The organism is Pseudomonas sp. 37 R 15, from assembly GCF_900004865.1.
GTDB classification, from domain to species: domain Bacteria; phylum Pseudomonadota; class Gammaproteobacteria; order Pseudomonadales; family Pseudomonadaceae; genus Aquipseudomonas; species Aquipseudomonas fluorescens_AM.
Genome location: NZ_CVTV01000056.1, coordinates 123,585 through 137,091 on the forward strand (window position 1 = coordinate 123,585; position 13,507 = coordinate 137,091).

General features: G+C 59.8%; 12 protein-coding genes. 4 read left to right on the top strand and 8 right to left on the bottom strand.

From position 1 onward, the window contains the following. Nucleotides 1–14: 14 nt before the first annotated feature. The 5 genes from BFQ04_RS21565 to BFQ04_RS21585 all read right to left on the bottom strand — a co-directional run bounded on the left by BFQ04_RS21565 (nt 15) and on the right by BFQ04_RS21585 (nt 3,863). The gene (locus tag BFQ04_RS21565; protein ID WP_065952518.1) at nt 15–695 is read right to left on the bottom strand and encodes a C39 family peptidase; all 681 of its coding nucleotides are present in this window, start codon (nt 693–695) and stop codon (nt 15–17) included. 61 nt (nt 696–756) lie between these two features. Beyond that, nucleotides 757–1,491, bottom strand: a complete 735-nt coding sequence (locus BFQ04_RS21570; protein ID WP_065952519.1) for a hypothetical protein — start codon at nt 1,489–1,491, stop codon at nt 757–759. 69 nt (nt 1,492–1,560) lie between these two features. Continuing rightward, nucleotides 1,561–2,112, bottom strand: a complete 552-nt coding sequence (locus BFQ04_RS21575; RefSeq protein ID WP_065952520.1) for an adhesin — start codon at nt 2,110–2,112, stop codon at nt 1,561–1,563. Next, the gene (locus tag BFQ04_RS21580; protein ID WP_065952521.1) at nt 2,112–2,567 is read right to left on the bottom strand and encodes a hypothetical protein; all 456 of its coding nucleotides are present in this window, start codon (nt 2,565–2,567) and stop codon (nt 2,112–2,114) included. Before BFQ04_RS21580 ends, BFQ04_RS21575 begins: the two co-directional genes overlap by 1 nt. 300 nt (nt 2,568–2,867) lie before the next feature. Continuing rightward, entirely contained in the window at nt 2,868–3,863 is a 996-nt protein-coding gene (locus BFQ04_RS21585; protein ID WP_065952522.1) for a FecR family protein, read from the bottom strand. Nucleotides 3,864–4,011: 148 nt separating this feature from the next. Between BFQ04_RS21585 and BFQ04_RS21590 the strand changes: the two genes are divergently transcribed. Beyond that, nucleotides 4,012–4,281, top strand: a complete 270-nt coding sequence (locus tag BFQ04_RS21590) for a PepSY domain-containing protein (protein ID WP_065952523.1) — start codon at nt 4,012–4,014, stop codon at nt 4,279–4,281. Nucleotides 4,282–4,300: 19 nt separating this feature from the next. Here BFQ04_RS21590 and BFQ04_RS21595 read toward each other — a convergent pair whose 3' ends face one another. Beyond that, nucleotides 4,301–9,445, bottom strand: coding sequence for a dermonecrotic toxin domain-containing protein (locus tag BFQ04_RS21595; RefSeq protein WP_065952524.1), 5,145 nt, complete (start codon nt 9,443–9,445; stop codon nt 4,301–4,303). 170 nt (nt 9,446–9,615) lie between these two features. Between BFQ04_RS21595 and BFQ04_RS21600 the strand changes: the two genes are divergently transcribed. After that, a complete protein-coding gene (locus BFQ04_RS21600) occupies nt 9,616–10,650 on the top strand; it encodes an Ldh family oxidoreductase (RefSeq protein WP_065952525.1) in 1,035 nt (344 codons plus the stop codon). A 40-nt stretch (nt 10,651–10,690) separates the two neighbouring features. Here BFQ04_RS21600 and BFQ04_RS21605 read toward each other — a convergent pair whose 3' ends face one another. After that, entirely contained in the window at nt 10,691–11,011 is a 321-nt protein-coding gene (locus BFQ04_RS21605) for a DUF883 family protein (protein ID WP_065952526.1), read from the bottom strand. 162 nt (nt 11,012–11,173) lie between these two features. On the opposite strand from BFQ04_RS21605, the gene BFQ04_RS21610 reads away from it, so the two are divergent. Next, nucleotides 11,174–11,428 carry a hypothetical protein gene (locus BFQ04_RS21610; protein WP_003190904.1) on the top strand — a complete coding sequence of 85 codons (255 nt, stop codon included), beginning with the start codon at nt 11,174–11,176 and terminating at the stop codon, nt 11,426–11,428. Here BFQ04_RS21610 and BFQ04_RS21615 read toward each other — a convergent pair. Beyond that, the gene (locus tag BFQ04_RS21615; RefSeq protein ID WP_083218033.1) at nt 11,421–12,329 is read right to left on the bottom strand and encodes a LysR family transcriptional regulator; all 909 of its coding nucleotides are present in this window, start codon (nt 12,327–12,329) and stop codon (nt 11,421–11,423) included. The two genes, BFQ04_RS21610 and BFQ04_RS21615, sit on opposite strands and share 8 nt — an antisense overlap. An 83-nt stretch (nt 12,330–12,412) precedes the next feature. Between BFQ04_RS21615 and BFQ04_RS21620 the strand changes: the two genes are divergently transcribed. After that, nucleotides 12,413–13,339, top strand: coding sequence for a carbon-nitrogen hydrolase family protein (locus tag BFQ04_RS21620; protein ID WP_065952527.1), 927 nt, complete (start codon nt 12,413–12,415; stop codon nt 13,337–13,339). Nucleotides 13,340–13,507 lie beyond the last annotated feature (168 nt).

Consider the following 13,507-nt stretch of genomic DNA (forward strand, 5'->3'; position numbering starts at 1 on the left):
CCCTTATTGCGCTTCTAGAAGAAGTCGCTCTGGATAAAACCGAAATCCATCAGCTCGGCGTCGCCCACGGGCCGGAACTCGTTCAACTGGTTCTTGGCGGTCAGCGGGGCAGGCGGGTCGAGCAGAACATTGGTCTTGTCGTAGCCTTCACCCAATACGGCGAACACGATCCCATTCCATCCCTTGACGAAGTCATCCCGCGCATAGCGCTTATGCCCCAGCACCGGGTCGCCGACATACACCCAGTCCTTGTCGGCCCGCTGCATCACCACGAAGTGCTTGTAGCCACGGATCTCCAGCAGCACCACCACCGGGATTTTCACGGTGACCAGGGTGTCCGGGGCGATCTTGTAGCCCCGGGCGCGCATGCCGATGCTTTCGAGGTAGCGCTTCATGTCCAGCATGGAAAAACCCTGGGTACGCACCAGGTCCTGGTCGGCATTGACCAGCATGCCTTTGATGATGTGATCTTCATCGACGTCCAGCCAATAGGCCTGGCGCAGGATGGTGGCAAGTGCCGCAGCACCGCAGCTGAAATCGGTTTTCTGTTCCACCAGGTTGGCGAACCGGCGTTCACGGATGCTCTCGACCTTCTTGAAAATCACCGCACCGCCGGGCATGGCGGAGATCGCCATGGTGCCTGCCCAGGCGGGACCGGTGAGCAACATCAGGAGGGTGAGGGCCGCAAGGCGCATGATCGACTGACCTGTTGGACACTGGAATAAAAAAGGGCCTTGTTGCCAAGGCCCCGTTGGATCAGAAGCGCACGCCGCTGCTGCAAACGCTGCAACCTTGACCGATCGACAGGCTGTTGCTGCCCTGGTTGCCCGCGCCGGATTGCAGGTTTACACCCACGTTGCCGGAGTTGCGGTTAACCGAGTTGTCCAGGCTTGCGTTGTTGGACACGTATTGAGGCTTGCCGTAGCCATGGCTGCTGACGGCGGTATTGAGGTAGCTGTTGTTGAGCGAGTTCTGCTCGGTGTTGGAGGCGGCGGCGATGTTCTTGCCGTCAGCGGTGGTGATTGCCAGGTTGTTTTTACCTTCGTTGCCTTGACCGGCCTGGCCGTTGTAACCCACGTTGCCGGAGTTGCCGTTGACGGAGCCGTCCAGGGACGCGTTGTTTTGCGTGCCTTTGTTGACGAAGTTGTTATGGGTGCTGGCTTGATCCACATCGATCACGGCGAACACGCTGGCAAAGTCGCCTTTGGCACTGGAGATGGCCCCTGCGTTATCCGCCTGGTTGCCGGAGCCCGACTGTACGTTGACGCCCACGTTACCGCTGTTGCCGGTGACCGAGTTGTCGGCCGAGGCATTGTTTTCGGTGTTGCTGTCCTCGAATTTGTTGTGCTGGCTTTTTTGTACATCGGTGACCACGGCGGCCACCGTGCCGGTGGGTTGAGGGGCTGGATGCCAGCTACCCGCTTGAGCAGCGGCAGCCATGAGCGCGGCGAGCGCGAAAACCAGTGGTTTGAGAGCCATTTGAGGTTTCATGGTGTTTCTCCTTGCTTCTAATTAGTTGGGTTAAGTGTTGGTACGGCCGAACGAACGTCTATCAAGCAGCTACTTGATAGTGATGCCCAGGGTGTTAGCCACTCGGTTCCCCACCCCGGCACTCTGGTTCACCTGAATCACTCCTCGGCTGCCGGTGAAGGCCTGGTCGCTGGTAACGACCTGGCGGCTGCCAGTGGTGGAGGTGGACCCTGAGTCGGTTGCCAGCGTCGTCGTGTTCTGTTGCAACAGGACGCTGTCATCGATGCTTTGCGGGCCAGGGTTCAGGCTGATCCGCACCGCATTGATCGATTGGTTATTGGCTCCGGCCGACTGGTTGATGCCCAGTACGCCGTTGCCGTTGGTAAAGGAGGCGCCCAGGATCGCCGCCTTGGCGTTCAGGGACGGGTCGACGTTGCCGTCGAGCTTCTGGATGTTGACGGTGGTGGCCTGGCCACCGAGGACAATGGCGCGGCTGTTGGACATTTGTTGCTGATTGCCGGCTGCCTGGTTGATCGACAAAACACCTTCGTACTGTTTGCCGCTGCTATCGATCACGGCGGTGTTGTCAGCCAGGCTCGATGCGCTGCCCAGCAGGCCGACTATCAACAGGAGTCGCTTCATCACTTGCCCCCCATCATGCCGCCGAGGTTGTTCAAGGGGGCCATGCCGCGCTGGATCGAATCGCTGATCTGCCCACCCATTGCGCTGCCGGCGCCGGCGCCATGGCCCGCGGCAGCGCCGGTACCGAGGGGCGACATGCCGGTTTGCGTGGCGCCCAGGCCGGACAGATTGCCGTTGGGCTGCACGGAGCGCGCCAGGCTTGAACCGCTGCTGATGCCGCCGATGTCCCGGTCGCTGAGTTCGCCGGAAATGGCGCTGATCACTTCTTTGCTGGGGTTGGCGTTGGCTGTGTTGGGGTAGGGGTCGGGGAGCGAGGTACGCCCGTACATATGCCCTTGCACGGTGCGACCTGTCACGATCACGCCATCACCCGCCTGGCTCGGCAGGCTGACGCCGGCACTGAGCACGCAACTGATCAGCAGTGCGTTTATCGAGGCATGAGTGAATGTGTTCACGGCGGCGGTCCCTATTATTCACGCTGACCCTAAACAGCGTTGTCAGGGACAGAGCAGAAGGCGTGCCGGTTTTCTTTTTTCCTCTGGATTCAGAAGGTTATGGTTTGCATCGACGAATTCGTCGGCTGCGGTGTTTCAACCCTGAAACAGTCCTCGGCCTGCGCCGTATACCGGGAGGCGCGCGTCAGTTGTATCAGTGATGAAACAGTGGCCATGACAAAACGATGAATCCGTCCCCGCCGGGCGATTCAAGGCAGTTGGGTGTTTCAAAAGTGGACAGATCACGCGGTAGGCGCAGGCTCAGCCCTTGGGGGTTTTACGCGGAATGGAATTGAGTACCGGGTTGCCGTCCTGATTCTGGGTCAGGTAGACCGGTAATACCTTGGGCAGGGAAGGGATAAGGTTGTTGACTTCACTGAGGTTATAAATACCGCCAATGCGAATGCTCCCGGTGCCTGCGTCCGCCAGCATCGCGGGTTTGTCCAGGTAGCGGTTGATCAGCGGCAGCGCATCGGCCAGGGCCAGATTATCGAGCACCAGTTTGCCCGTGCGCCATGCCAGGGCCGTGTCATCGGCTTTGATCGCCGCCACGCGGGGGGTGGCGTCGCCCCGTTGGTAACTGGCCTGCATCCCTGGGGTCAGCGGCACGCTGCCGTGCACTGAGTCGCTGGCGATCTGCACCGCGCCTTCAAGCAACATCACCCGCACCTGGTCCGCATACGTCCAGACATTGAACTGGGTGCCCGTCACGCGCACCTGTCCCTCGCCAGCCTGCACGATAAAGGGGTGATCGCTGTCATGGGCGACCTTGAAAAACGCTTCACCCTTTTTCAAGCTGGCCTGACGCCGGTCCTTGTAATCGCTATAGACCAGTTCGGTGCCCAGGTTCAATTCCACCTGGCTGCCATCAGCAAGGGTGACCTTGCGCAAGCCGTTGGTTGCTTCGTAGTGTTTATAGGCGCTGGGCAACCAGCCGACTTCCCAGCCGGTCAAGGCGGCCAGTGGCAACGCACCCAGGCACAGGGCGGCGGCGACCGCATAGGTGCGCCAGCGCTTGCGCGGCTTGAACGGCAACACGGCCGGCGCCGGCGTGGTGCGCGGCAGGTGATCGGCCACGTCCCAGACTTCCAGCATCGCCGCGTATTCGAACGCATGCAGCGGGTGAGCGTCGTGCCATTTTTCAAACGCCTGGCGCTCAGCGGCCGAGCAATCCTCGGCATGCAAGCGCATGCACCAATGCGCGGCGGCGTCGGTAATGGCGTCGTACTCGGCTTCTGAAAGGGACTCTTCGCTCATTGACTCATCCTGATTTCCCGCATTCTAACTCTCTGAAGCCCGCGACGAGAACAGCATCATGGCGATTGCACATCAATTGGAACTTATTCTTGTTTGAGTGCGCCTAAAAATTCAGGAATTAACCTGTCGTCAACCATGGAGTACCAACATGTTGAAGAAAACCTTAGCTGCCCTGTGTGCCACCACCGCCTTGCTGAGTGCTGGCGCTGCCTTGGCAGACAAGCCGGGTGCGGGCTGGATCACCATTGAAAAAGCCATTGAGGTGGCGAAGACCAAGGCGGGGTATATCGAAGTCTATGCCGCCGAAGCCGATGACAATGGCTATTGGGAAGTCAAAGGCCGCAAATCCGACGGCGTCGTTTATGAAGCTCGAATCGACGGCGCCTCCGGTAATGTGCTGCGTGACCAGAAAGACTGACACGCCTTGCGGGGGCTGCTCAGGCCCCCGCATCCAACAGGCGGCCGAGTTCACTGATCAGGTAGGTCAATGAGTCGGCGTTGGCCAGAATTGTATCGATACGCTTGTCGTCGTTGCTCATGAAAATCACGCGGGCATCGTCGAGGGTCTTGCCCCCCGTGGTGTCGAGGACTTTCTGCTCAAGCTCTTGAGTGGATGTGCCATCCCCGTAGTCTTCCCATTTCTCGGAATAGTCGTTCCAGACCTTGAACAACATGTCCGAGGGCGTCAGCGTGGAAAGGGCGAACTTGCGCACATCCTCAAGTTCGGTCTTGAGCGCTACAGAGCCACGCAGAGCGGTATTAATCAGGTCAGGGAATGGGCGCATGCTGTCAAGGTACGCCAGGTCTTCGGTACTGAGCTTCAAGTGCGACAATTCGTGAATGAGAGTGCACGCCCGGGCGTGGGCTGAAATGTCGAAGGGCGAATGCAAGCGACCATGGTAAACGCCCATTTGCGGATAAAAAAAACGTTCGAGTAAGTACAACTTGCGCCCCGGGTCGGCGGGAATAATAAACGCGTACTGCTCCTCACCATTGCCAGCGGTGCTACCACTGACAAAACGGTTTGAGTCTTGGCTGGTCAGGCTTGAATCACACAGCTCTTCAAGGATCTCGTGAACGACGCTCCTGATTCGGTCCACCTGGTCAGTAGACAGGTCAGGTACACCGAACATCTCGTGCAAAAAGACACCTACGCGGTGATCAGGGGCCGGGGCTGCCGAGAACCGGACGAGGTTGCGATGGCAGTTGTTGGCGTAATAAGTCGCGACATTCAATGCCTCGTCAATGACGCGGGCTTGCCAGCTCGACAGAGCGGCAATTTGCCTTATGCCTGTCGCTTCAATGTCGATCGATTTCTCTACGCTGGTTTGCACCTTCATGCGCGATAGGGTTTTGCCAAAACGTGGATGATGGCGGCTGAGGTCCAATACCCATTTGCCCTGGGCGTTGCGGCCAACGTAAGGGCCTGCCTGGGAGCCCTGGGCCAGGCGCCAATGCTTTGCGGTTTTCTTGACCGAGTACACTTTGCCTTCAAGCGGAACATAGTTTTTCAAGGTGGTTTTGTCAGTGTAAACCTGGCTGGAGGTACTCAGCTCCAGGTCCTTCAACGCGATATCGTGATTTTCGAACGGCTGCAGACGAGTACGCGAGGCAGAGGTGATTTTCAGTGTCGTCAGCGTGGTGGCCGTGGGCAGGGCCTGGTCTGACAGGTCCGCCTGCGCTACCGCAGTTTCGGCAGGGGGCGAGGCGTCGGTGCCCTCAAGTTCCCTGCCCAGCGCGGCCATTTGAGCCACGCCCGAGATGAAGTCCTTCAGTGCGGCTTTCCATTTGTGCAACTGCAGCGCCTCGGCCGAGCGCTTGAACAATTGGTAGCTACGCCAGACCACCAGTGGATAGGCGAGTTTTCCAGCCATGAACTGCACGGCATTGGGGATGCCCTCACCCAGCAGGTCGACCGCTCTGTCCCATAGCCGCTTGGCGCCTTGCTCAAACTGGCCGGCAAGCATCTTGAGCAGGATCTGCGTATTGTCAGTGAACAGGTCGTGAAGGACATTGCCGCTTATCGCGGCCTTGGCCAGGCGGATGTCGGAGGAGGGGCGTCGGTTATTTTGCAGCAAGTTACGGTAAGTGGCTTGATGCGGTGCCTCCAGGTGCGTCAAGGTCCACTCCTGAAGTTCTCCCGGCCGCTCCAATTCATCGAGCAATGCTTGCTCGTTCGCGTATTCCTTGAATACATGTTTTTCGCTGTAGGGTGCGTGCAGCACCAAAGGGCCAGCGCTTCTGGTTTCAGGTCCTATCAGGTACATGCCCAGGGCCTTGACGGAAGCGGCACTTTCAGTGGCAATCAATGCCAAGGAGCGAATAATGGCTGACGCACCGGTGAGCTTCCCGCGCGCCAGGGCGTCGGGCATGTTGAAGACCTGTTGGACCATATTCAACGCTCGTGCTGAAAGTCGTTCCTGCAGCTTTTGCTCATGGGCGTATTGCAACGTTTGCCAGGGCAATTGCCGGCAGAACAGGTCCCGACGTTTTCGCCCTTCCTCCGTCTGGGGGTTGAGCATGTTTTGCAACAGCGTTTGATAGTGCGTTTTCAAATCCAGTTGCCGGACCATTTGGATCACCGCGTTTGCATCCAGCGTGTCCGGCAGGGGCGTGGCCGTGCGTGAGCGGGGGCGGATGTTCTCGGCGTTCAGGTCTGGCCAGTGACGCAAGGCAAAATCGGTCAAGCTGTAGACATGGATGTCCAAGGCCTGGTGTGCGGGGATCAGCACGTCATCCGGGTCGAGTTTCTGGCCGGGGAACCGTACCTGGAGCAACGCCAGAAGTGCGGTGCTCGTATGCTTGCGAATCGGCGTTATCCCCTGCAGGTAGTCTTTTTCGTCCGGGGCGCTGTTGTGGTATTGCTCAAGCAGTTCTACCTGATGGATCTGCTCCTCGGCCAACGCCATGCCCAACCAGGTGGGCAGGGCCTGCTGGTTGATAGTCGCCCTGGCTATAGCGATGGCCCGGGCAAGGTTGGTGGGCGCGGCCTGCTCCAATACCGTATCCAGGCGATCCTGCAGCGCCCTGGCGGGCAACTTCATGGAAAGCAGGCGATCAACGTCGTCCAAAACGTAGTCACTGTAGGTTTGCAGGCGATTGTTCAACACGTTGTCGTCAATGCGTTGCAAGGGGCCCAGTCGGTACACCTGGTGGGGCACACGCAGGGAGACGGGCAGGTTTTCCAGCAGGCTCAAGCGCTGGATCGGATGCGCCAGGCGCTGTGTCATCTCCGTGCGCAGGGCTTGAATCGAAGGGAATGCCTCATAACCACGTCGAGGCGTCCACAGTACGACATGGCCCGAGCGCTGTGGGTCGATACCACCCCGTTCTGTCAGTAGAAATGTATTGGCAAGCGGCTGCACGTTCTCCGGTGTGCCCGTGGCCAGTGTCAATCCATAAGCATCGGGTAGAAAGCCGTTGATGCCATAACGTGTCACCCGCGAAAGGCTTTCGGGCTGCAGTACGGCGTCAAGGATCTGCTGGCTGCCTGGCGTCATGGTGGTGTTCAACCGTCGTAGTTCGGCCTCGCTACGCAACCCATTGAGCATCGAGTGAGCGTGTTTGTCGCGGGTGTTGGCCAGATACAGACGTGGCAGCTCACGCATCGAGTGGTTGGCGAAAACCAGCATGACTTGATCGATTATGCCGTTGAACGTTTTCAGGGTCATGCTGTGCAACTTGAGCGCGACGCCTTGGTTGGGCTTGCTGTAGAACCACGTTCGCGAAGAGGCGGCAACCGGCGTGGCCTCACGGCTCAGACGCTCGATGAAGTGTTCCACCATGCTCAGGGACGACACCGGTGGGCGTTCCTCACGCTCTTGTGCCTGGGTGGCGTAGGTGTTGATAAACACCTCATCGGCATTGAGGTCCTGTTGCTGTTTTTGCAGTTCAGCGTTCAAGGCGAGCGTGGCCATGCTGCGTAACGTCGGACGGTTTTGGCGTTCTGAGGCCAGTGCGTCCTCGGCGGCTTCCAGGCGTTGAAGGTGCAGCTTGGCGCGTTCCGCCCTCACCGTAGAGGGACGGCCGCTACCGCTGGCAACGGGGTGCACTGTCCAGCGTCCGCCGGTGTCGAGTGTCGCCAGGCGGTGGTCGAGCATCGTGCGTATGTCCAGGGCGTAGTCAAGCAACGCCGCCAGGTCCACTTGCCCGTCGTTGCGCCGATAAAGCGCCAGTGCGTGGTTCATATTACTGGTCTGCTTGAGCGCAATGTCTTCGACCAAGCTGGTAAAAATCCCGGCCGTGGCAGGCTGGACAGCGATGTTTATCTGGTCGAGACCGATAAACGTGTTGCGCTCATCCAAGGACAGAAAATTGAGCAGCTCATCTTCGTGTCCCGCGCTCTTGAGCATGCTCAATAAGGTATCTTTCAGATCATCCAGGTCTTCGAGTACCTGCAATCCACGCGATTGCGTGTAAAGGTAAGCGTGTGTCTCGCTGATTGCCAACGTGCCGGCCAGCTCCACGTAATGTTGGTACGGCGCGTACACGCGCACTTTTTCCACACTCAGGTGGCTGGCGTAAGTGCGGCGAGCGGTCTGGTCACTGAGGAACATGGCCTGAAGCATATGGCTTTCGCCAGCGCTGAGGATTTTTTGCTGGCGCTTGAGCAGGATATCGACGCGAAACTTATCCGCCATGATCTGCGCGAAAAGATTCAGGCGTGAGGTGCCGTTGTTTATATCCTCATTCCAGTATGTCTGCAGCAGGCTGTCCAGCAGCCTTGAAAGTATGTTGGAGATTTGTTGGATCAGCATTTCCCAGCGCTGGCGGTCTTGTTCAAGCTGGGCCGGGGTGAAAGCGGTCGTGTCATGTTTGGGGTTGACGAACTCGCGGGTTTGTTCCTTGGGCCAGGCATGTTTCACGTAGAACTGCAGGAGCGCTTCGCTTAATGGCAGCGAAGCGACCCAACGTCGTTGACCGCTTACCGGGTCTTGAATGAAACAGTTCACCCGGGTGTCTCGTTGGTCCAGGCCAAGGAAGTCAGTGCGGGCCATGATGCCCAGCAGTGTGTCGAGCATGTTGGGTAAGGTAGGCGCCTTTTGCAGTTGCTCCAGCATCGCCAGTACGTTGGCCTGTTGGCAGGCCTGGAGGGTCTGTTCCTGGTCCTCTTGTACGGGGCCTTCGACGATCTGGGTGGTGAGTATGATGGCCGTGCCCAGGGGTAACGCATTGCGCTGCGCAATCGACTGGAAGCTCAGCAGCTCGACGCGCTGTAACGGGTCCGCCAACTGCTTGCCGACTTCGGTGAGTAGCCTAGCATGATCGTCAGCGACCTGGATGCCGCCATACGGGGTGTACAACAGGGCCTTGCCACCGTCCGGGCTGGGGCTCATCACGAAAGCGCCGGCGAGTGGCATCGCCGGTTGCCCTGCAACGTTGATCAGCAGCTTTTCGACGCACATCGGGTAAGTGTGCAGTTGCGGGTTCTGCCGGGCGGAGTGGGAGGCGTAATACAGTGTATTGAGCCATTCCAGGTCCTTGACGGAGAGCCCTAACAGGCGCTCGCGCGCGCTCGGTGTTTTTCTACTGACTGGCAGCAGGAATTCGTCGAAAAAATACGGCGGGGTCACGCGGACCATAGTCTGTCTCCATTGTATGCAGGGAATGACAGGCTAAGTACGTGTCAGCGGTGAGCAGGGGTAGATAATCAGCCCCTGCGCAAGTTGACAGCAGGCGCCGGGCGTGGTGTTTAATCGAAGGTCTGGATCTTCATTCGTTGCCCCCTCCAATCATAAAAACGGAGCTTCAAATGTCTGCGCAGTCTCCGACAGTTGCCACTGCCTCATCCTCGATTCCGTTCACCGAACTGGTGGCATTGCTGCAACAGGTGTTTATCCGGCATGGCACGTCGCCCGAAGTGGCTGGCGTGCTCGCGCACAATTGCGCCAGCGCCGAACGCGATGGTGCCCATAGCCACGGCGTGTTCCGTATTCCCGGGTATGTTTCAACCCTCGGCAGTGGCTGGGTCAGCGGCAAGGCGGTGCCGTTGGTCGAGGATGTCGCTGGCGGATTTGTTCGTGTCGACGCCAATAACGGCTTTGCCCAACCGGCCCTGGCGGCGGCGCGCAGCCTGTTGGTGGAGAAGGCCCGTAGTGCCGGGATCGCCTTGCTGGCGATTCGCAACTCCCACCATTTCGCCGCGTTGTGGCCGGATGTGGAGCCCTTCGCCGAGGAGGGCCTGGTGGCGCTGAGCGTGGTCAACAGTATGACCTGCGTGGTGCCCCACGGCGCGGACCGGCCGCTGTTCGGGACCAACCCGATTGCCTTTGCTGCGCCCCGCGCCGATGGGCCACCGATTGTGTTTGACCTGGCCACCAGCGCCATCGCCCATGGTGATGTACAGATTGCCGCGCGCAAAGGCGAGCGCCTGCCCCTGGGCACTGGCGTCGACAGCCTGGGCCAGCCGACCCAGGACCCAAAGGCCATCCTGGAAGGCGGCGCGTTGCTGCCGTTCGGCGGGCACAAGGGCTCGGCATTATCGATGATGGTCGAACTGTTGGCGGCGGCCCTGACCGGCGGCAATTTTTCCTTCGAATTCGATTGGTCCAACCATCCAGGTGCCCGCACGCCCTGGACCGGCCAGTTGCTGATCGTGATCGACCCGGCCAAGACCGCCGGGCAAGGCTTCGCTGAACGCAGCCAGGAACTGGTGCGACAGATGCATGCGGCGGGGCTGAGGCGGTTGCCGGGGGATCGACGGCATCGCACCCGGGCGAAGTCATTGCAGGAGGGGATTGTGCTAGAGGTGCAAGTGTTGCAACAGTTGCGCGAACTGGCGGGTTAAAAAAACGCGTGGCAGCGGTGGACCGCTGCCACGCCATCGATCAGTTGCGGCGACCCAGCAACAGGCCGACCACCAGGCCAAAACCGGCGGAAATCGCCACGGTCTGCCACGGGTGGCCACCGATGTAGGTTTCAGTGGCATCTACGACTGGCTTGCTGCGTTCGCGCACGCTGGATAACGAGTCCAGGGCTTGTTTGAGCTTGATAGCGACCTGCTCGCGCAGGGTTTCACCTTCCTCGCCCACCAGGGATGCGCTGCTTTTGAGCAATTTGTCGGATTCTTCGATCAGCGCGGTCAGTTCGCTGAAGGCTTGATCCTTGATTTGATCTTCGACGGATTGGGCGGCGGTTTTGCGGGCCATGTGTGACTCCTTGCAAGTGAATGTGACAGTGAACAATGGAGTATCGGGCGCCGGCAAAAGTTGCAGTTATTTTGCTGGCCGCCCATTTGCGGCAAAATCCAAATCGGGTCCTTTGGACCTTCAGTGTAAGATGTCCTTTATTTGTGCAGCAGGTAACTCAACATGAGCTTCAATCTCGCCAACAAGACCCTCGCCGAACGCGCCGAGCTGGAAGATGAAAAGTCCCGCCTCTACGACCTGTGGCAAACCAACCTGGGCAAGGCCAAAGGCGAAGCCGCACGGTTGTTCGGTGAGCGCGCCAAGCGCAAGGGCAAATGGGCCGAATGGGTGCGCGCGGAACTTGACGGCATGTCGCCGCCGGAGTTTTCCAACATGGTGCGCAGTGAGGTCAACAAGCTGATGGCGGCGGCTAAATAAAGCACGCCTCGATCGCCTCACGCACGTTCAACAACAACGGGTCAAGCTGGGCCTGGGTGCGCCAGCCCAGCTCCACCGGGTAGCGCGGTAACGCCAGCGGGCAGTGCAAGACGCGCAAGCCGGTCAGGCGGGCGATGGCCTCGGCCGCATGCCCGGGAATCGTCGCCACCGCCATGCTGCCCTTGAGCAGAAACGCCAGCGCGGCAAAGTGGCTGGTGGACGCACACACCTGGCGGCTCAAGCCGTGCGCCGCCAAGCCTTCATCGGTAATGCCGATAAACCCGCCCGACGACACCAGCACGTGCTCACGCGCGACGAACTCCGTCAGGTCGATCTGTTGCTGGCCGGGCGCCAGGCTGTCCGCGTCCACCAGGCAGCGGTAGTCACCTTCGCCGAGCACTTGCCGGCTCAGGCGCCGCTCGGCAAAACCACCGGCGGTGATGGCCAGGTCCAGGCTGCGGTCGAGCAGGGCGTCGGCGACAATCTGGCTGTGGGTCTGGCGGAATATTACCCGCAGTTTCGGCAGGCGCTGTGCGACGCTGTCCATCAGTCGCCGGCCGTAGGCAATCTCGAAGTCGTCCGACAGCCCCAGCACCACGCAGCGGCCCTGATAGGTCGGGCTCTGCGGGTTGACCATTGCCAGGCTTTGCCGGCAGCGGTCCAACGCTTCGCTGATCACCGGTTTCAACTGATTGGCGCGTGTCGTCGGCGCCAGTCCACGGCCTGTGCGCACAAATAACTGATCGCCGTACACCTCGCGCAAACGCCGCAGACCGGCGCTGATTGCCGATTGGGTGACCCCCAGGCGCAGCGCTGCGCGGCTGGCGCTGGACTCGTCATGCAAGGCTTCAAAGGTCTTGAGCAGGTTCAGGTCGACGTCTGCGATATTTATCTGACTCATATCATTTAGCACTGGGGTGGGCTTTATTCATGATCAGGCTTGGCCGGAGAATGGGCAACCCCCACCGACTTGGAGTGATTGTGATGCCTGTTTCTATCGTGGCTGCTTTACAAATTGGCTCGCTGCCGGGCGGCAAGGCCCAGACCCTCGAACACATACTGAGCTATGAAGCGCAGATTCAGCGCAGCGGCGCGCAACTGGTGGTGATGCCCGAGGCGTTGCTGGGCGGGTATCCCAAAGGCGAAGGATTTGGCACGCAACTGGGTTACCGCCTGCCCGAGGGCCGTGAAGCTTTTGCACGGTATTTTGCCAATGCCATTGATGTGCCGGGCGTGGAAACCGAGGCGCTGGCCGGGTTATCGGCGCGTACGGGTGCCAGCCTGGTGCTCGGCGTGATCGAGCGCAGTGGCAGCACCTTGTATTGCACCGTGCTGTATTTCGAGCCGTCTGGCGGTCTGGTGGCCAAGCACCGCAAGCTGATGCCCACCGGTACCGAGCGGCTGATCTGGGGCAAGGGCGATGGCTCGACACTGCCGGTGATCGATGCGGCAGTCGGGCGCATTGGCGGCGCGGTGTGCTGGGAAAACATGATGCCGCTGCTGCGCACGGCCATGTATGCCAAGGGCGTGCAAGTGTGGTGCGCACCCACCGTGGATGAACGCGAGATGTGGCAGGTGAGCATGCGCCACGTGGCCCATGAAGGGCGTTGCTTTGTCGTAAGCGCCTGCCAGGTCCAGCCATCGCCCGAGGCGTTGGGCGTTGACGTTGCCAACTGGCCGGCGGATCGCGCGTTGATTGCCGGTGGCAGCGTGATCGTCGGGCCGATGGGCGACATTCTTGCCGGGCCGCTGGTGGGTGAAGCGGGGCTGTTGACGGCGCGGATCGATACCGATGAATTGGTGCGGGCACGCTATGACTATGACGTAGTGGGGCACTACGCCAGGCCGGATATTTTCGAGTTGACGGTGGATGAGCGCGCCAAGCCGGGCGTGCGCTCTATCACTGACTAAACGCGGTTAAAAATGTGGGAGGGGGGCTTGCCCCCGATGGCAGTGTGTCAGCCAGTGTATTTCCAGCTGACCCTCCGTAATCGGGGGCAAGCCCCCTCCCACATTTGATCTTCAGGGTGTGGGGGATTGGGATTTCAGCCATGCTCGTCGGGCCGATGGGCGACATCC